The organism is Deltaproteobacteria bacterium (genome assembly GCA_016874755.1).
Classification (GTDB): domain Bacteria; phylum Desulfobacterota; class Binatia; order UBA9968; family UBA9968; genus DP-20.
In genome coordinates this window covers 31991-49868 of record VGTH01000007.1, presented here as the reverse complement: position 1 = coordinate 49868, position 17878 = coordinate 31991, and the positions used below count along the sequence as shown (strand labels likewise).

Here is a 17878-nt window from a genome sequence, read left to right as displayed (position 1 = left end):
GCCCCCTGCTCCCGGCTATTTCCCGCCCCAGCCCTTACCCCTTGCACTTTGCATTATTCACAGCGCCGGCTTTCTCAGATACCACCCCGCTGCCAGCTCGTACGCATGCCCAACTTGAAAAATTAACCCCTCCTCGAACGCTCCAGCAACGATCTGCATGCCGATCGGCAACCCGTTGCTGGAAAAGCCGCAACAAAGACTCAGCGCCGGCAAGCCGGTCACATTGAAAGGTATCGTGCACAACGTGCCGCGATTGCCGCGTTCTTCCGCAAGCGCGACCTTCTCGCCGTCCACCATGACGAAGCCTTGGCGGCTCTCCTCCACCGTTTCGGCCGGCAAGCCCACCGTCGGCGCGGCAATCACGTCGACCTTCGCCAGCACGGCGTCGAACTCGTCGCAGATCAAGCGCCGCACCCGCTGCGCCGTCATGTACACGTCGGCGGGCATCATCAACGCTTTGACGTGGCGATAGAGCAGCGCCGGGCTAAAATCGCGCGGCGCGTTGCGCAGATGTTCGTGCGCCGTCGCGACATTTTCCACCCGGCTGGTGGCCAACTGCACCGCCGGAATCAAATCCATGTGCGGAATTTTGATCTCGACAATCTTCATGCCCAACGTCTTGAGCTGCCGCAGCGCCGCGTCGAAGACACTTTTCACTTCTCGGCTCATCAAGTCATCGAAGTAACCGCCGATCACACCGACGCGCAAACCTTTCACTGGCTTACCAAGCGAGCTGACATAGTTGGGCACAGTTTCGCCGGAGCTCAACGGATCCTGCGGGTCATGGCCGGCGATCGGCCGCAGGATGAGCGCGCAATCGCGCACCGTCTTGGCCAACGGCCCAAACTGGTCGGTGGAAAAACCGCCGGTGCCAAGCACGCCGCCATAGCGGCTGACCCGTCCGAAAGTCGCCTTCAAGCCGACTACGCCGCACAGCGCCGCCGGGTTGCGCACCGAGCCGGCGTTGTCCGTGCCGATGGAACCGAGGCACAGACTCGCCGCCACCGCGGCCGCCGAGCCGCCGCTCGATCCGCCGACAATGCGGGTCTTGTCCCAGGGATTGGCCGTCGTGCCGTAATAGGGGTTGATCGTCGTGCTGCCCGACGCCCACTCATGCATGTTGGTCTTGCCGAGCAACACGGCGCCGGCAGCTTTGAGCCGCTCGACCACCGTAGCATCGAAGTCGGGCAGCCAATTCGCCAAGTGCTTCGAACCGGCGGTCGTTTTCACGCCGCGGGTCGCCAGATTATCTTTGATCGAAAACGGTATGCCGTGCAGCGGCCCGCGCCAGTTTCCGGCGCGCAACTCTTTGTCGAGCTTGCGCGCCTGATTTAACGCCTCGTTCTCGGTCAGGGTTTGATAGGCATTGAGGGCTGGATTAACGGCATGAATACGAGCGAGAAAACTCTCGGTCAACGCCACCGCCGAGAGCTTCTTGGCTTTGATCTGCGGCGCCAGGGCAGTAATAGTCGCACCATCGACTTGCAGCGTGCTCATTTGCGCCCCCGCTTAGTCCGCACCACCCTTGGCCGTTTGCTGAGGCCGATAACCGGCCGCGTTTCACCGAGATCGACCTCGTAGAGCGCCTGCACGATTTTTTCCTGCGCCTCGGCTTCGCGCGCAATCCGCTGAATTTCCTCCTCAGTCAATTTCAAGCCGAAGCGCGCATCGATTCGTCTGACCTGTTGGTCCATCGCAGCTCTCCTAATTCCCGCTGAAGATCGTTCAGGCTAGCGCCCGGAGAATTTCCACAGCCGTTCGAGTCCCTCGGCACTCACGGTCACCATGCGCCCCGGTTGCGCGAACATGACTTTGGCGACCGAAGCCGAAATCTCTTTGCCGAACAAACAATAGGTCTTGCCGTTCTGTTTCTGGTAGTTGGCCCAACGGACAAACTCCTCGGGGGTGGGCTTATGGCCCAAGTCGGCAGCACAGCGGCGCACGATGAAGCCCAGCATCATCTTGTTGGCGCCGTCCTTGGAATTGGCGAACTCGGCCATAACAGGAAATGTATAAAAAACTTTGCGCAGCGATTCAACAAAATTTTGCAGGCCGGATGGAATCATCGGCGCCTTGAAGTCAACGAGCACGAACCGCTTTTCCGCCACCGCCACGCCGGCGGTGACAAACTCGAGATGATCGCCATAAAACAACAGCTCATTGTAGCCGTTATTTTTGGCGATCAAACTGTCCAGTTGGTTCAGCACTGCGGCGTCGATGGAGCCGGCCATCGACGCGCTGATGCGCGCCGGCGTGGGTTCAAGGGCGCGCAGGACGACATCCTACTGCGGATCGATGCCGTGTTTGGGCAAGAGCTCGCAGATCATCTGATCGATGGCCGCGCCAAAGCTCGTGGTAGTTGCTGTTGGCTATCAATATCGGCTGATCTAAGGCGCCCATGGCTTCTCCCTCGTTTCGTACGGGCACCGTTCTTAGCAGAGAGTTATGCGTCTGAGTAGTGTCAGACCCGCTTGAATTATTTTGTCGGTCGTTTCAAATGGCCACGACACTTGAAATACTGACCCAACCGAAGATGAGCCTGCGAATATCGCTACGCGACCTCGTTGCCAAAGTGGAATCGGCCGACCACGCGATCGCCTATTTCAAAAAGCCATTGCCAGAGCCCATGCTCGAAGGCTTGCGGCTTCTGGCGGCACGGCGCGGCCACGGCAGCCTCGATCTAGTCGCCGAAAAAATTGACGACATCGACTACCTCAAGAAATTACGGCTTACCGGCGCGGCGGTATACGACGGTGCTGGCTTGCCGCAGGAGACCTTGGTCATCATTGATCGTAATCGAGGCTATTGGTTAGCCGCCGATGCCGATCCGGCCGGCGGCGATCTCGTGGCGGCCGACAATGCACCGGACCTCTACTTGAGATTGCTTTACCGCCGCTTTGGCTTGGCCGTATCATACGAGGGCAAGGTAAAAGAAAATCATCCTGGAGCGGGGTTCTTTTGCGTGCGCCTGGAAGACCAACGGGACGTGTGGTGTCGCTTCAGCGAATCACGCAGCAATGGCTTACCGCCGGCGGGTACCAGAGTTCAACTGTTCGGCTGGATCAAGTGGAACAGCCACATCATGGAAGTCTTGGAGCTATCGGCACTAGGCTGACAACGCGCCGGGCTACTCGTCGCACCGCAATGAAACGACTCTGGCTTATCATCTTGGTTTTGGCGGCAAGCCTCAGCCCTATCCTGACGATACGCACGCTGTCGTTGCGCTCGCGACAAATCAGCACGGCGGCAACCGAGTCGATCGCCGTTGACTCAGCATCAGCCAGCAAGCGACTCAGCGCGGCGATCCAATTTCGCACGGTCGCGCCGCCACAAGGCCAAGCCGAAGCCTTCTCAGTACTGCATGAGTTACTGCAAAAATCATTTCCGCTTCTGCACGCGACGCTTGCGAGAGAAAAAATTGCCGAGCATAGCTTGCTCTACATTTGGCAAGGCAGCAATCCGGCTCTCAATCCGATTCTGTTGCTGGCGCACCAAGATGTCGTGCCGGCGGATGAGACGAGCGCATCGCGTTGGACCCACCCACCGTTCTCGGGCGTTGTCGCCAACGGTTACGTTTGGGGCCGCGGCACCATGGACGATAAATCCAGCCTCCTAGCAATGCTTGAAGCGGTCGAAGCGCTGCTGAAGAGCGGGTTCCAGCCCGCGCGTTCGATCTACTTCGCCTTCGGCCACTACGAAGAAATCGGCGGACACAACGGCGCCGCGGCGATTGCTGCACGACTGAAGGCGCGCGGCCTGGAGTTCGAATTCATCCTCGATGAAGGCCTCAACATCACCGACGGCATCATTCCAAACACCGATCGCCCGGTGGCGTTGATCGGCATCGCCGAAAAAGGCTACCTCAGCCTGGAACTGACAGTGAGCGGCAGCGGCGGTCATTCATCGGCGCCGCCGGCGCGCACGCCGATCGGCATCTTAAGCAGCGCCATCGATCGGCTGGAGCGCCAACCGATGCCCACGCGCATCACCCTGCCCACCGAGCAGATGTTCGAGTTTCTGGCACCGGAAATGGCATGGCCGCAAACAATGATTCTGGCAAATCTTTGGTTGTTCAGCCCGTTAGTGCAGAGGCAGTTAGCCCAGTCGCCGCTGACGAATACCATCGTTCGAACAACCCAGGCAGCCACGGTGTTTCGCGGCGGTCTCAGTGAGAACGTTCTAGCCGATCATGCCCGCGCCGTTATGAACTATCGCATTCTTCCCGGCGATAGCATTGGAAGTGTCATCGATCACGTGCGCCACGTGGTGGCGGACCCGAATGTAAAAATCGCCCCGTTCAAGACTCAAGCCGAGCCATCGGCCATATCGAACCCCGCTGCGCCCGGCCTTACCTTGATCCAACGCAGCCTCAAGCAAGTGGCGCCTGACGTATTATTTGCGCCCGCTTTACTCGTCGCCACCACGGACTCACGGCACTACGCCAGCTTGAGCCGAAACATCTATCGTTTTGTGCCAATCCGGTTGAAACCAGACGACGCGCAGCGCTACCACGGCGTCGACGAGCGCATCGCACTGGAAGACTACGAACGCTGCATCAAATTTTACGCCCAGCTGATCAAGAACAGCCAGGTAGGTATTGATTCAACAAGGCAGGGTTAAGTCCTGCAAGGCAATTCACCGCAAGAAGCCACAATGGTTCGATCGTCACAAGTTTTCCGCTAAAGACGTCTTTAACTGAAACAACACATTTATCTAGCGATATAGCCCTTTAATAAAACCGCTGTCATCGAGTTCTTTGCTGAACCGGTTTTCCATGAACTCGGCGGCTTTTACATTCGGCGTGTGCGGCTTGCGCTGGCGGATGAAATCGATCACCGCCTGCAGACCCTTCTCGCTCACGTACGGCGCCCGCGCGTTGGCTCACGCCAGCGGATACATGCGCTTGGGATTTTCGAAGCAGATCTTATGTTTGGTCTCGGCGCTGACATCTTCGCGCGCCATGAAGCGCTCGATGTTCTCGCGAAACTCGCGGCGCGGCTCGTGCGGGAAATCGCTGGCGCAAAACAAAATATCGTCGCGCAGCCCGTCGGCGATCTGGTGGATGCAGCGGTCTTCCAGCTCGCAGTGGATGAAGATGCGCCCGCTCTTGAAATGCTCCGACGGGAGAACCTTGCAGGCCGGCGCTTGGGCGCTGCGATGCTCGTATTCCAAATCTAACCGTTCCATCAGGTAGGGCACCCAGCCGCAGCCGGCTTCGGCGTACGCGACTTTTAGGCGCGGAAAGCGATCGAACACGCCGTTGTAGACCATGCTGGTCACTTGGATCATCTGGCCAAAGCCGTGGCTCAGCGTGCGCACTTCGATCAATTTGTCGAAGCCGTCGACGCCAATGCCTTGCGTCGGCGCCGCATGCACCGCGAGCAGCGCGCCCAATTCCTGGGCGGATTCGTATACGGGAAAATATCTGTCGTCGCCGAAGGGATGGCGTAATCCGACGGCCGGCAAGACAGCACCGACAAAGCCCAGTTCTTTGATAGCGCGGCGCAGCTCGTTCACCGCCGCGGGAATATTTTGCAGCGGAATCAGCGCCATGCCCTTGAGGCGCTTCTCGTGCCTGGTGAAAGTCTCGTAGAGATAGTTGTTGTAGCCGGTGGCCAGTGCGCAGGCCCAGTCCGGGTCACGCACCAGGCCGAAGGTTAACCCGGTGGTGGGATAGAGCACTGACCAGGCAATTTCGTCTTCGTCGAGAAATTCCTGCCACTCTTTCAAGCTCGCCTTGGCGATGAAGCGGCCTTTGCCGTCCATCACACGGCGCGCCTGGCGATGAAAACCGTCGAGCGTGGGAAAAAACGGAAACGACAGCAGATCCTCCCTACCCTTGAAGTTTCCCGGCAAGAAATCCAGCAGCTCGCGATCAGCCTCTACCACATGCCCATCGGCATCGATGAATCCTTTGACCTTTGCCATTGCCTCTCCTCACTTTCCGGGCAAAGAAGCTACGACTTTGGCCCTAGTTTGACATAACAAATATCGCGGGCGGAGCCAATAATGTGCGGCTATTTTAAAAGCGCAATTTTACTATCGAGTAGCAGTCCCTTGCGCGCAAGAAACTCGCGAACGACATCCTTCGGTTGGCGCTTCTCGCCATCCACCGCATAGTTCAGCTTGCGCATCTCATCGACGCTGAGAACACCTTCCAATTGCTTGAGCAAACCACGCAAAGCAGGATGCTTGTCGAGCGCCGCTTGACGCACCACCGGAACCGCGTCGTAGGGTGGAAAATAATGCCGGTCGTCATCCAACTGAAATAGGCCGTAGCGGCTTATCAGTCCGTCGGTCGAGTTACCGGCAATCAGATCGACCTGCTTCTCGGCCAACGCGCGATAGGTCAACGACAAATCCATCTCGCGTATCTCTTGGAAGTGAAAACCATAGGCTTTGCCGAAGCCGGGGTAACCATCGGCGCGCGACATGAAATCTTGCCCAAAGCCGGCGCGCCACTGGGCGGAAATCTTCGCCGCGTCGGTGACGGTCTTAAGATTAAACTTGCGCGCGTCGTCGCCGCGCACGAGGATGGCAAAAGTGTTGTTAAAGCCGAGCGGTTCGGTCCAGTGGGCGTTGAAGCGCTTAGAGTATTCCGCTTGAACCCGGCGGTAGACCTGCTGTGGATCGGCCAACGGCTTTTCCTTGAGAATCGCCAACAGACCGGTGCCGGTGTACTCGACATAGAGATCGATTTCGCCGGCAACCAGCGCTTCGTGCGCGAGATTGCCGCCCAGATCGAAGCGGCGCACCACTTGGCGATCGGTTTTGGCCTCGATCGCCTGAGCCAACAGTTCACCGAGAATGACTTGCTCGGTGAAGTCCTTCGAGCCGACGACGATTTTTTGCGCCGGCCCGGCGCGCAGCGCCGTGACAATGCCAAACAGCAGCACAGCGGTGGCCACGGCGCCGCCGGCCCAAAGAACCTTTTTGGCGTTTTGTTTAACCGCGTTGCTCAGTAAGATCGCCCGCTCCGCGTAGCCGAGCAGTAAATCGGCGCAGAGCGCAATCAACGCCGCCGGCACCGCGCCGGCGAGTATCAAGGTATTATCGTTGGCGCGCAGGCCGCGAAAAATATAGCGGCCCAGCCCGCCGGCATCGATCGCCGCCGCGATGGTCGCCGTGCCCACGCAAATCACGGTGGCGACGCGGATGCCGGCAATGATTACGCCGAGGGCGAGCGGCAACTCCACTTGAAAGAGCAATTGCCGGTCGGTCATGCCCATGCCGCGTCCGGCCTCGCGGATGGCGGGATCGACGTTGCTGATACCGGTAAACGTGTTGCGAATGATTGGCAGCAATGAATAAAGCACCAACGCAACTATCGCCGTGCGCGCGCCGATGCCACCGAGGATCTTGAAGTGAAACAGGTACAGATTGAGTGGAATCAAAAAGCCGAACAGCGCCAAGCTCGGCACCGTCTGCATGATGTTGGCAAAACCGAGAATCGGTTTGCTGAGCGCCGGCTTGCGCGTTAGCAGAATCCCCAGCGGCACGCCGATGGCGACGGCAATGCCAACTGACACCACGACGAGAAACAGATGCTCGATGATCAGCGTTACGACTTCACCGCTGTTGTGGCTGAAAAACTCTAGCAGGCTCACGCCGGTCTCCCCACGGTTTGACCGTCGCGAAAACAGTCGGCAAACGCGCGCGCTTCGGAATGGGGCGATTCTAATAGTTCCGCCGGCGGGCCGAGCAGAATCATCTCGCCATCCTTCAAGAGCGCGATGCGCGTGCCAAGAATAAAAGCTTCGCCGATGTCGTGCGTGACAAAGACCATGGTCTTGTGGAGCTTTTCCTGCAGCATGCGAAACTCTTGCTGAATTTCGCGGCGAGTAATTGGATCGAGGGCGCCGAAGGGCTCATCGAGCAAAATGATCGGCGGGTCGGCGGCCAGCGCCCGCGCCACGCCGACGCGTTGGCGCTGCCCGCCGGACAACTCCTTCGGATAACGCGAAGCAAAACGTGCCGGCTCCAAGCCAACCATCGCGAGTAACTCACGCGCCCGGCTGGCAATCCTATCCGGCTGCCAACCTTCCAGGCGCGGCACGACACCGATGTTTTCCTCGATCGTAAGATGCGGAAACAGCCCGATCTCTTGAATCACATAGCCAATGCGGCGGCGCAGCGCAATGGCGTCCCATTCGACGGTGCGCTTGCCTTCGATGCGCAGCTCACCGCTCGTCGGATCGATGAGCCGATTGATTAGCTTCATCGTCGTGGTTTTTCCTGAGCCGCTGCGGCCCAGCAGCACGAGCGTCTCGCCGCGGTTGACCGCAAGCGTCAGATCGCTGAGCAAAGTCTTGCCGTTGGGCAAGCGGAAACTCACACGATCGAACTCGATGCTGCGCTCGGCGCTCATGTGCAAGGGTTTAACACGACGTGGATTAGACAATCCAGCGATAAATCCTCTATAGTCAACAAGGCATGAGCGCGATCACATGCAAACCCGAGTTTTTTGCCGCGGGCCAAAAACAATTATGGCATTCGGAAGAACCGGCCATCTGGGCACCGGTGGGCGGGAATCACATCGAAGATCCGGCGCGCTCAGTCATGAAAACCCTGTGGGACCAACCGCGCTGGTTGGAAGCCTTTCATCTGTATGACGAGCGCGGCTCCGAGCTGTTCGAGCAAATCTGCGAGCTGCCGGAATACTATCTGACGCGCACCGAAAACAGCATCCTCGAGCGCGATGCCGAAAAAATCATCGCCGCGGCGCCGGTGGAGTGCATCGTTGAGCTGGGCGCCGGCTTCAGCAAGAAAACGGTCCATTTGCTGACCGCACAAACACTCCAGCGCAGCCGCACGATCTTCGCCCCCATCGACGTAAGCATTTCGGGGCTGCAGGCGTCGCGTGACGCCGTTGCCAGAGAATTTCCCGCCGTCGAATTTCACGGCCTGCACTCCCGTTACGAGACCGGCTTTGGCAGCATCGACAGAGCGCTGCCGACGCTGTTCGTTTTTCTCGGCAGCACCATCGGCAATTTCAATCCGCCGGCCTTCGTGCACTTCTTTAGCGAGCTGGCTGACGCCATGGGCCCCAATGATTTTCTGCTACTCGGCGCCGACCGCGTAAAAGATGTGAACACTCTGGAACCGGCTTACGCCGACGCAAAGGGACTCACCGCCGAATTCATTCTAAATGTCTTTCTCAACATCAACCGGCTGACCGGCAGCAACTTCGACGCAAGCAAGATGCGCTACCATTCGTGGTTCAACCCGGAGTGGAGCCAAATCGAAATGTATGCCGTCGCCAATGCGGCTCAGGAAATTCACTTCCCCAGCTACGGCTCAGCTTTTCACTGGCACAAAAATGAAAGAATCTTGGTCGAGATCAGCCGCAAGTTCGACCCGCTCCGTTTGCAAGAGCAGTTTCGCTATTTCGGCCTACACAGCGTCGGCCACTTCACCGACGCTAAAGAATGGTTCTCCCTGCTGCTGTTCAAGAAGTCCATTTAGTGCCGCACCAACTTTTCTGCCGCAATCGGACCGCCGAGCTGGCTGGCTGCCGCCGCAAAATAATTGCCATGAAATATTTCCCTTTGTTGGGCGAAGCTCGCCGGCAGCCGGTGCCATGGGATTGCCGGGTTTTGATGATGGATGCCGTGCAGATTAAAGTTCAACAAGCACTTCGCCGCAAGCGCGGGAAGCCGCAAATTATGTGCGTAAAAAACATCGTCGATGGGCGTGCGGTAGTGATAGACGTTGTCTAAGAACGAAATCAAAAAACCGCGCGCGGCCGAGACTCCCAACAGCATCGGCCAATTCTCGCCATAGCAGTAAAAAGCCAGGCCCAAGCACAACAGGATTAGCGCGCCGTCTTGGCGAATCTCGCGCAGCGCGGCATCTTGGGTCCAGCTTTGCATCAGGATGCCGCTGACCGACTTGGGATCGATGAAGCGATCCTTAACGCGGCGCAGCAGCGCTTTGGGCAGAAAAAACAACGCCGAGCTCATCAATTCGCCAAGATATAAGCCGCCGAAGATTTGGAAATAGTAGCCCAGCGACGCCCGTGTCCAGGAGGTCTTGCTGGCATCGTAAGGTTCGGTGGCTTCAGCCAAGGTGCGGTTGAGCTTGTGGTGCAAAAGGTGGCTCAAGCGCAGGATGCGAAACGGCGAACCGAAAAGCACCGACAGCATGCGGCCAAAGAAGGCATTAAGCTGACGCTGTGGATGAAACAGATCGTGGATCGCTTCGTGCAAAAGGCTCCAATAGGGATTGTTCAGCAGCGCCAGTGGCAAGAGCAGCCAGGCCCAACCACGATCCTTGGGCAGTAAAAAAAGCGGCATCAGGAAATATTGCAACAGCCAAAGCGCCGCGTAGAAACTGGCGAGCGCAATATTGAACCTGCCGGAGAGGTCATCCCGGCTTTCCTGCACATCCATCTTAGAAGCCGGCTCCCATGAGCTGTTTCACCGGCACGCTCAACAGCACGACCAAGCCAAAGGCAGCGATCACGACGCCGGAAACTTTATGCACCCAACCCAACATTTCCAAGCTAAACCGTTCGCGAAACGCCGTCAGCCCGAGATATAGCGCCACCCACCACAGCGAGGAGCCGATAAACACACCGAACGTCAACACCGCAGCGCCCGGGTAGTTGCCGTGCAAACTTTGCACCTGCCAGCCCGCGTAGATGGCGATAAAGGACAAGATCGTCACCGGGTTGGTGACAGTCAAAAAGAACGTCGTGACGTAGGCGCTTAGTAAACCATTGACACCGCTGGGCGGCGGCTCGATTTTCGGCGGCGTGCGATAGATCTTGATGCCGAGATAGAGGAGAAAGAATCCGCCGATGAGCCGCAGCAAGAACTGGTGATCGATGAGAAAACCGGAGATCAGCGTTATGCCCAGCGCGGCTATGCCAGCGGCCAGCGCATCGGCCGTGGCGACACCGAATCCGGAAAACAGACCGCAGAGCGGTCCCAACATGAGCGCACGATTGATGCACAGCAGCCCCAGCGGCCCCACTGGGACAGCAACTACGAAGCCGATGAGGATACCTTCGATGAACAGATCCAGGCGCATGGGTGGTTGCGAAAATTTAACGCGCGCAGCGAAAGGTGATGTTGTGATGGCCCGAGCGAAAATTGCGCGACACCTGGCGCCCGCGGTGAGACGTCGTTAGCTCATCGGGGCGCGAATCATGGCCACCGCCTCTTGTGCCGCGGACCTGATCCTTGCTCAACTCCTCGCGACCATCCTTAGCATCGTAGGGATAAGGCAGGTAGGCGCTGCTCACCCACTCCCACCCATTGCCCGCCATATCGAATACTCCGTAGGGGCTGGCGCCCTTCGGCGCGCCGTCCACCGGCCGCAGATCGTTCCAACCGGCGCCGAAGTGAGCGCGCGTGCGATCAGGCGCTTCGTTGCCCCAGGGATACTTACGACCGTCGCTGCCGCGCGCGGCTTTTTCCCATTCGGCTTCCGTCGGCAGACGTTTGCCAGCCCACCGGCAAAAAGCTAACGCGCCGAACCACGATGTTTCCACCACGGGATGATTCTCATGCCCGGCATCCGCGCGCCATTTGCCGCCGACCCGGTGCACCCGCGCATCGTTATCGTCGATATCGTAGTACTTCTCTCCTTGCGTTCCCCGCGGCCCGAGTGCATCTAAGAATTCGGCGAACTGTCTATTGGTCACCGGCGTGCGGTCGATGAAAAACTCCGCCAGAGTAACGCTGTGCTGCGGCCGCTCATCCTCCGGGCCGTCGTTGCTGCCCATCAGAAACGCGCCGGCAGGAACGCGCACCATCGCCGTCGGCGATTGCGCGCCGCACAGCGGCGGCGCCAGTGCGAGCAACAGTACGATGGCGAGAAACATAATGAACGCTTAGATATTTACGTCGATCGTCCGCAAGCGCAAGCGCGTCGCTAACAAAAATTTGCCCGGTTGTGGGCCGTGCCGAGCTGTGCCAAAGTTACCCGCTGAAAATGACACGGTCCTTAACATTCCAGCGGCGCGGTATCGTCGAAGGCTTCTTCGGCCCGCTCTGGAGCATGGCGCACCGCAAGCGCCTGTTCGCCTTCGGCCAAGCCCGGGGCATGAATACTTATCTATACGCGCCCAAAGACGATCCCTACCATCGGCTGCGCTGGCGCTTTCCCTACCCGCCGAAACAATGGCGCGAGCTTACCAGACTCATTAGCACGGCACGGCGAAGCGAGATCGCATTTGTCTATGGCTTTCACCCGGGCGCCGGTTTGTGCTTCTCCGACGACGAGCCCGTGCGCATCTTGCTGCGCAAGGCGCAGCGCTTTTACGATGCCGGGGTGCGCACGTTCGCCGTGTTATTCGACGACATTCCCTCGCGCCTCACGCAGGCGCGCGACCGGCGACAATATTGCAATAGCCTGGCACGCGCCGAGGGAAATTGGCTCGGCAAAATTGTCGAGCATCAGCCGAGCTCATGGCACGACGTCGAATGGTGGATCTGCCCTTCCTACTACACGCCCGATCCGTTACTGGCGCGCGTCTTTGGCGCTTTCGAAGACAACTTTTTAGAGAAGCTCGCCGAAACACTGCCCCAGGACGTGGCGTGCATGTGGACCGGGCCCGCGGTAGTTCCCAAGGAAATCTCTCTTGCGCATGTTCGCAAAGTCCAAAGGAGAATCGCTCGCCGATTGATCCTGTGGGACAACTATCCGGTTAACGATCTATCGATGGCGGACGAATTGCACATCGGCCCGCTACTCGGACGCGACCCGCGCTTACCGCAACACGTCTACGGCTATCTGAACAATCCATTGTTGCAGCAAGAGTTGAGCTTTATGCCGTTGGCAACTTGTTTTGACTACGCTCGAGCACCGCGAGCCTATCGCCCCGAGGTGAGCTGGCGCACCATCGTGGAAGAAAAATTTGGCGCCGCCGATCGGCGTCACTGGCGCAACCTGCGACTCTATTGCGAGCGTCGTCAGGCCGCCAAGAAAAACCCACAATCGCTCCAGCTGACGCGGCCGCTGCAGCGGCAACTGCTTTCAACGCTTAAATATTTTACGGGCCATCGACGACGCGCTTGGGCGCTGGAGCTCAAGAATTGGCTCAATCAGATGGGAAAGGACGTTTTGTCATGATTTGTCATGATTTGAGTTTCTAAGTGTTGCTCTTGTTATTACGCCGGTTTTGTGCCAGGACGATAGAAACAGAAGAAAGATCAAATTTGTACACATTGACGATTTCAATCTCACGGATTCCACGCCGAACCAGCGGTGCATTTCGTCCGTGCTCGCGAGAAAGTTTATCGGTAGCCCCGCCAAACCCTACAACTTCGCTAAGACAATGCTCACTGAATTTGCAGATTATCGGGACGGCAACGATCTGGGAGACAATGGCGTGCTCCCGTCGAAATCGCTGACAACTTCGTTTTCACTTACGCCTGTTGCACAAGCTTAAAAAGACTTAGCGACTGACCGTGACGATGACAACGAACCGGGTTGACTATCCGCTCGCCCAGCTCGACCCAGGCGAGCTGGTGCGGCTCATGCGCCAATTTCGCGCGCACACGCTGGCGCTCGTCGCCGACCTTAGCGATGAGCAAATGATCGGGCCGCGTCTTGCCATCGTCAATCCGCCGCTCTGGGAGATCGGCCATGTGGCCTGGTTTAGCGAGTTTTGGGTGCTGCGCCATCTGCGCGGCGATGAGCCTTTGCTGAGCGACGGCGATCGGCTTTACAATTCCACGGACGTGGCCCACGATACCCGCTGGGAGCTGCTGCTGCCGCCGCGCCAAAAAACCTACGATTACATGGCCGAAGTGCTTGAACGCAGCATAAGCAACTTTAGCGACAAAGCGCAGCTCTCCGACGCTGAGTTTTATTTTTATCTGCTCGCGCTGTTTCACGAAGGCATGCATGCCGAGGCGCTCGCTTACACGCGCCAGACCCTCGGCTATACGGCACCACAAACGACCGCCACCGCACCGGCGACGTCGCGCCACGCGGAGCCCTGCGGCGGCGACGTCGCTATTCCGGGCGGCGATTTTTTGCTCGGCGCGACAAGCGATTTTCCCTTTGTCTTCGACAACGAAAAGTGGGCGCACCCAGTGCGGGTAAAACCCTTTCGCATTGCGCGCCGGGCAGTGACCAACGGAGAATTTCGGGCTTTCGTCGAAGCCGGCGGTTATCGCGAGCGCCAATTTTGGAGTGACGCCGGTTGGCATTGGTTGGAGTCCGGCGGCGCCCCGCAGTTGGAACAATCGTTCGCCGGCTTTTTCAAGCGCAACATGGACGAGGAGTCAGATGGGCTGGAGTACACGCGCCGCCTAGATCACCCGGTCTATTGGCGCCGCGCCGGCGCAAACTGGCAACAAGGCATCTACGATCGCTATGTCGAGCTGAACGAACAATTGCCGGTGCTCCACGTCAGCTGGTACGAAGCCGACGCCTACTGCCGCTGGGCGCAGCGCCGTTTACCCACTGAAGTGGAATGGGAAGTTGCTGCCTCAGCTGAAGCAGCCGATGGCAAACTTACGCAAGCTGCAAAGCGGCGCTATTTCCCCTGGGGAAATCAGGCGCCGACGCTGGCCGAAGCAAATCTCGATTGGCATAGCGGCGGCCCGGTCGATGTCGGCGCCCACGGCCAAGGCGACAGCGCCTTTGGCTGCCGCCAGATGATCGGCAACGTTTGGGAATGGACCGCGAGCGATTTTCAACCGTACCCGGGGTTTTCCGTTGATCCTTACAAAGAATATTCGCAGCCCTGGTTCGGCAGCCACAAAGTCTTGCGCGGCGGCTGCTGGGCAACTTCATCTCTGCTCATTCGCAATAGCTGGAGAAATTTTTACACGCCAGATCGGCGCGATGTCTGGGCTGGTTTTCGCACCTGTGCACTTGAAAAACCGTGAAGATACGAATCGTCATACCCACACCACCGGCGTTTAACAACGGCAATAAGATCACCGCCGTGCGTCTCGGCCGGATCGTTCGGGCCCTCGGTCACAAGGTCACCTTCGAGCCGCGTTACACCGGAGCACCCTGCGACATGTTAATCGCGCTGCACGCGCGCCGCAGCGCGCGCTCGGTGCGCGCCTATCATGAGCGCTACCCTAACAACCCATTGGTCTTGATTTTGACCGGCACGGATATTTACCACGACATTAAAATCGACGCGCGGGCGCAACCATCTCTGGAGCTCGCCACCCGGTTGGTGGTTTTGCAGCAGCAAGCCCTGGAAGAGCTGCCGAAGCGGCTGCATTCAAAGACCCGCATCATCTATCAATCGGCCGAGCCCTATGCGCCACAGCCGCCTAACCCCGAGCGCACCTTCCGGGTCTGCGTCATTGGCCACTTGCGCAAAGAAAAGGACCCGCTGTGCACGCCATGGGCGCTGCGCTTCCTGCCCCCGACGTCGAAGATCGAAGTTTTGCATATTGGCAAAGTGCTCGACAAAAAACTCGGCGTCGAAGCGCGCCAGGTGGCAGCCAGGAACCCGCGCTATCGGCTGGCCGGCGAGCTGCCCTATTGGATGACGCGCCGCGTACTGGCGCATAGCCATCTCCTTGTCATCAGCTCGCATATGGAAGGCAGCTCCAACGTCTTGTCGGAGGCGCTGGCGTCTTCCGTGCCGGTGATCGCCAGCAAGATTCCCGGCCTGATCGGCACCTTGGGCAAGGATTACCCAGGCTACTTTCGCGTCGGCGATACCGCCGACCTAGCGCGCCTTCTGCACCGCGCCGAAACCGACAAGATTTTTTATCACACTTTGAAACGCCGCTGCGCCCGGGTCGCACCGCTGGTGCAACCGCGACGCGAAATCAATAGTTGGAAGCTGTTGCTGCGGGAGCTAGAGAAATGGTCCACGACTCATGCCGCTCATGAGCGCGGCGCTTCGTGAATCCAGCCTTTGATCCACGGCAAAAGCAGATAGGCGGGCATTGACAACAGAAACGTGATCGCGAAGTAATTCCCGTAGCCGTACTTCTCCGCACCCAAACCACTGATTGCGCCAATCAGGCGTCCGGTCAGAGAAAACACCGAAGACAAAAACGCGTACTGCACGGTGGCATGCTGTTTGTCACAGACGTTCATCAAAAACGCCAAGAACGCCGCTGTGCCAAGGCCACCGGAAATCGACTCGAACATCGATGCACCGTAGAGGCCATAGCGGCCGAGATCGAGCCACTCGACAAACGAGTAGCCCATGTTCGACACCGCCTGGAGCAGCCCCAACGCCCAGACGCCGTGAAAAATGCCAAAGCGTGAAATAAACGCACCGCCTAACAAAGCGCCGACGACGCTGAGGACAATGCCAAACGTGGTCGGGAACAGCCCGATCTGAAACATCAAGTCTTCTTTCACCGGCCAGATCGCCTTGCCATAGTCGACCCAAAACGGCTTCACCATCGGGCCGATGGCGAACTCGCCCAACTTGTAGGTCAAGACGAATAGAATCAGCGGCACGACGCGCCAAGTGCCGGCCCAAGAAGCGAAGCCTTGGAACCAATGTTCGCGGGCTTGCGGCGGCAAACTGAGCTGTGGGATGGCGAGCGACGCGAGTGCAAGCAGCACAAACACCGCGGCTGCCAAGAAAAACAAAGAATTCCATGCCAGCACACCTGCGAGAAACACCAATCCACCACCCACCGCCACAAGAGCCACGCGGTACGCCGAGGCGCGCACCCCATTGGCAGCGCCCTCTTCATCACGGTTGACCAAACCGACGGAATAGGAATCGATGGCGACGTCTTGGGTCGCCGACAAGGTGGTCAGCGCGAGAATCAAAACCAGCACGATCAACCCCACCGCAGCGACCTCCACAAACGGCAGTGCGAACAGCACGGCCGCGATGCCGAGCATGCAGGCAAGAATCCACAAACGCCGGTCGCCATAGCGATGCACCAGCGGCGACCAAAACACTTTCAAAGAATAGGGCAACTCAAGCAAACGCAGCCCGCCGATGGCGCGGAGCGAGACACCGTTGATGCGAAAGTAGACCGGCAACACTTCCCAAAGAATCGCCGCCGGCGCGCCTTGGATAAAATAAAGCAACGCCACCACGCCGAGCTTCTTGCGCGACTGCGGCGGCGCCGCGCCGGCACCGAGAAATTTCCAGAACCAAGCAGCCATGTCTGTCGACTATAGCACGAGCGGGCTTCTTTTTGCCTTTGTTGGTTTTCGCTTTAGGTTGTCAACGAATAGTGCCAGCTCACTCCAGACCTCGTGACCGGCCTGCCAGCATCCCCGCCGCGCCGCATCATCGAGGCGCTGCGGCAAACGACGCCTTCGTACTTTTGCTGGAACCATTGTTGCGCCAGTCTTCGCGTCGATCTCTTATCGCAGTTCTTCGGGTAGTCTGACGGAAGATCGACCGCGGCTATGCCGTGCGCTGAGGTAACGTCAACGACTGGCCCGTGCCAGCTGACATGGATCAACTCCGGCAGATATTCGGCGTGAAGGTCGTGGACATCGATGCCACCGTAGCCGAGAATGTCGCGGGCCACGGCGCGCGCCACTTCGACGCTGCAACACAAGTAAAGCGCGGCAAACTCGCTATGGTTCCAACGGTTGTCGATGGCCTTCTGGCTGAAAGACGCATCGAGCGCGTTTTGCCGATCGGCTCGCAGGACGCGAAATACCGGTTCGTGCGCGTGATCAATCGTCTCGGCTGCGCTCATGCCTGGTATCGCAGCAGCACTTCGTAGCGATCGGCAACTTCGCTGATGCGGCCTTGCAAGATTTAGGAAAGCGCCGTCTTGCCGTCGAACAACTGCGCCGGTTGATGGCAATGCCAAGCTGCGCTGCTCGTTTTGCCGCCGCAGGAGTGGTCCCGGGCAGCGCATGGTAGGCGCATCAGAACAGCAGATTTGTAGCGAGTGCCTCTCCTTTGCGCGCCAGTTGGCCGCACAAAAAGTCAGCTAACTAATGGCGGCCGGCG

Annotated in this window: 18 protein-coding genes; 7 read left to right on the top strand and 11 right to left on the bottom strand. The window is 58.5% G+C overall.

The features are described 5' to 3' along the window. Positions 1-57: 57 nt before the first annotated feature. The 3 genes from FJ145_06055 to FJ145_06045 are packed head-to-tail and all read right to left on the bottom strand — an operon-like array spanning position 58 to position 2231. The gene (locus tag FJ145_06055) at positions 58-1497 is read right to left on the bottom strand and encodes an aspartyl/glutamyl-tRNA amidotransferase subunit A (GenBank protein ID MBM4260993.1); all 1440 of its coding nucleotides are present in this window, start codon (positions 1495-1497) and stop codon (positions 58-60) included. Further along, positions 1494-1694, bottom strand: coding sequence for a hypothetical protein (locus tag FJ145_06050; protein ID MBM4260992.1), 201 nt, complete (start codon positions 1692-1694; stop codon positions 1494-1496). The genes FJ145_06055 and FJ145_06050 overlap by 4 nt, the downstream gene beginning before the upstream one ends. 36 nt (positions 1695-1730) lie before the next feature. Continuing rightward, positions 1731-2231, bottom strand: a complete 501-nt coding sequence (locus FJ145_06045; GenBank protein ID MBM4260991.1) for a hypothetical protein — start codon at positions 2229-2231, stop codon at positions 1731-1733. A gap of 266 nt (positions 2232-2497) precedes the next feature. Between FJ145_06045 and FJ145_06040 the strand changes: the two genes are divergently transcribed. Both FJ145_06040 and FJ145_06035 read left to right on the top strand, forming a co-directional pair. Further along, positions 2498-3115, top strand: coding sequence for a hypothetical protein (locus tag FJ145_06040; GenBank protein MBM4260990.1), 618 nt, complete (start codon positions 2498-2500; stop codon positions 3113-3115). Positions 3116-3144: 29 nt separating this feature from the next. After that, positions 3145-4620 (top strand): M20 family peptidase, encoded by a 1476-nt coding sequence (locus tag FJ145_06035; protein ID MBM4260989.1) that lies wholly within the window; start codon positions 3145-3147, stop codon positions 4618-4620. 261 nt (positions 4621-4881) lie between these two features. Here FJ145_06035 and FJ145_06030 read toward each other — a convergent pair whose 3' ends face one another. From FJ145_06030 to FJ145_06020, 3 genes are all read right to left on the bottom strand, one after another. Further along, positions 4882-5928 (bottom strand): amidohydrolase, encoded by a 1047-nt coding sequence (locus tag FJ145_06030; GenBank protein MBM4260988.1) that lies wholly within the window; start codon positions 5926-5928, stop codon positions 4882-4884. 89 nt (positions 5929-6017) lie between these two features. Beyond that, on the bottom strand, positions 6018-7601 hold the full coding sequence (locus FJ145_06025; protein MBM4260987.1) for an ABC transporter permease subunit: 1584 nt from the start codon (positions 7599-7601) through the stop codon (positions 6018-6020). 2 nt (positions 7602-7603) lie between these two features. Continuing rightward, a complete protein-coding gene (locus tag FJ145_06020; protein MBM4260986.1) occupies positions 7604-8374 on the bottom strand; it encodes an ATP-binding cassette domain-containing protein in 771 nt (256 codons plus the stop codon). Positions 8375-8433: 59 nt separating this feature from the next. Here FJ145_06020 and FJ145_06015 point away from each other — a divergent pair, with 59 nt between their 5' ends. Continuing rightward, positions 8434-9465 (top strand): L-histidine N(alpha)-methyltransferase, encoded by a 1032-nt coding sequence (locus tag FJ145_06015; protein MBM4260985.1) that lies wholly within the window; start codon positions 8434-8436, stop codon positions 9463-9465. Here FJ145_06015 and FJ145_06010 read toward each other — a convergent pair. The 3 genes from FJ145_06010 to FJ145_06000 are packed head-to-tail and all read right to left on the bottom strand — an operon-like array spanning position 9462 to position 11830. Continuing rightward, positions 9462-10391 (bottom strand): fatty acid desaturase, encoded by a 930-nt coding sequence (locus tag FJ145_06010; protein MBM4260984.1) that lies wholly within the window; start codon positions 10389-10391, stop codon positions 9462-9464. The genes FJ145_06015 and FJ145_06010 overlap by 4 nt on opposite strands. A gap of 1 nt (position 10392) precedes the next feature. Continuing rightward, positions 10393-11034: a LysE family translocator gene (locus FJ145_06005; protein MBM4260983.1), complete on the bottom strand. Its 642-nt coding sequence runs from the start codon at positions 11032-11034 to the stop codon at positions 10393-10395. Positions 11035-11050: 16 nt separating this feature from the next. Beyond that, entirely contained in the window at positions 11051-11830 is a 780-nt protein-coding gene (locus FJ145_06000; GenBank protein MBM4260982.1) for a formylglycine-generating enzyme family protein, read from the bottom strand. A gap of 110 nt (positions 11831-11940) precedes the next feature. On the opposite strand from FJ145_06000, the gene FJ145_05995 reads away from it, so the two are divergent. From FJ145_05995 to FJ145_05985, 3 genes are all read left to right on the top strand, one after another. After that, positions 11941-13080 carry a hypothetical protein gene (locus FJ145_05995; GenBank protein MBM4260981.1) on the top strand — a complete coding sequence of 380 codons (1140 nt, stop codon included), beginning with the start codon at positions 11941-11943 and terminating at the stop codon, positions 13078-13080. Between the two features lie 344 nt (positions 13081-13424). Further along, positions 13425-14849, top strand: a complete 1425-nt coding sequence (locus FJ145_05990; protein MBM4260980.1) for an ergothioneine biosynthesis protein EgtB — start codon at positions 13425-13427, stop codon at positions 14847-14849. Between the two features lie 14 nt (positions 14850-14863). Then, a complete protein-coding gene (locus tag FJ145_05985; GenBank protein MBM4260979.1) occupies positions 14864-15838 on the top strand; it encodes a TIGR04348 family glycosyltransferase in 975 nt (324 codons plus the stop codon). Here the strand turns inward: FJ145_05985 and FJ145_05980 are convergent. Both FJ145_05980 and FJ145_05975 read right to left on the bottom strand, forming a co-directional pair. Beyond that, positions 15817-17070: an AmpG family muropeptide MFS transporter gene (locus tag FJ145_05980; GenBank protein MBM4260978.1), complete on the bottom strand. Its 1254-nt coding sequence runs from the start codon at positions 17068-17070 to the stop codon at positions 15817-15819. The genes FJ145_05985 and FJ145_05980 overlap by 22 nt on opposite strands. Positions 17071-17123: 53 nt before the next feature. Continuing rightward, on the bottom strand, positions 17124-17783 hold the full coding sequence (locus FJ145_05975; GenBank protein ID MBM4260977.1) for an RES domain-containing protein: 660 nt from the start codon (positions 17781-17783) through the stop codon (positions 17124-17126). On the opposite strand from FJ145_05975, the gene FJ145_05970 reads away from it, so the two are divergent. Then, entirely contained in the window at positions 17737-17862 is a 126-nt protein-coding gene (locus tag FJ145_05970; protein ID MBM4260976.1) for a hypothetical protein, read from the top strand. The genes FJ145_05975 and FJ145_05970 overlap by 47 nt on opposite strands. Positions 17863-17878 lie beyond the last annotated feature (16 nt).

What these genes read in the sequence shown, in the direction of transcription:
- FJ145_05990 (MBM4260980.1), top strand. Translation starts at nt 13,425, where the DNA reads ATGACAACGAACCGGGTTGACTATCCGCTCGCCCAGCTCGACCCAGGC.
- FJ145_06040 (MBM4260990.1), top strand. Translation starts at nt 2,498, where the DNA reads ATGGCCACGACACTTGAAATACTGACCCAACCGAAGATGAGCCTGCGA.
- FJ145_06010 (MBM4260984.1), bottom strand. Translation starts at nt 10,391, where the DNA reads ATGGATGTGCAGGAAAGCCGGGATGACCTCTCCGGCAGGTTCAATATT.
- FJ145_05995 (MBM4260981.1), top strand. Translation starts at nt 11,941, where the DNA reads ATGACACGGTCCTTAACATTCCAGCGGCGCGGTATCGTCGAAGGCTTC.
- FJ145_06000 (MBM4260982.1), bottom strand. Translation starts at nt 11,830, where the DNA reads ATGTTTCTCGCCATCGTACTGTTGCTCGCACTGGCGCCGCCGCTGTGC.
- FJ145_06015 (MBM4260985.1), top strand. Translation starts at nt 8,434, where the DNA reads ATGAGCGCGATCACATGCAAACCCGAGTTTTTTGCCGCGGGCCAAAAA.
- FJ145_06030 (MBM4260988.1), bottom strand. Translation starts at nt 5,928, where the DNA reads ATGGCAAAGGTCAAAGGATTCATCGATGCCGATGGGCATGTGGTAGAG.
- FJ145_05975 (MBM4260977.1), bottom strand. Translation starts at nt 17,783, where the DNA reads ATGCGCTGCCCGGGACCACTCCTGCGGCGGCAAAACGAGCAGCGCAGC.
- FJ145_06035 (MBM4260989.1), top strand. Translation starts at nt 3,145, where the DNA reads ATGAAACGACTCTGGCTTATCATCTTGGTTTTGGCGGCAAGCCTCAGC.
- FJ145_06055 (MBM4260993.1), bottom strand. Translation starts at nt 1,497, where the DNA reads ATGAGCACGCTGCAAGTCGATGGTGCGACTATTACTGCCCTGGCGCCG.
- FJ145_06005 (MBM4260983.1), bottom strand. Translation starts at nt 11,034, where the DNA reads ATGCGCCTGGATCTGTTCATCGAAGGTATCCTCATCGGCTTCGTAGTT.
- FJ145_06045 (MBM4260991.1), bottom strand. Translation starts at nt 2,231, where the DNA reads ATGGCCGGCTCCATCGACGCCGCAGTGCTGAACCAACTGGACAGTTTG.
- FJ145_06050 (MBM4260992.1), bottom strand. Translation starts at nt 1,694, where the DNA reads ATGGACCAACAGGTCAGACGAATCGATGCGCGCTTCGGCTTGAAATTG.
- FJ145_05980 (MBM4260978.1), bottom strand. Translation starts at nt 17,070, where the DNA reads ATGGCTGCTTGGTTCTGGAAATTTCTCGGTGCCGGCGCGGCGCCGCCG.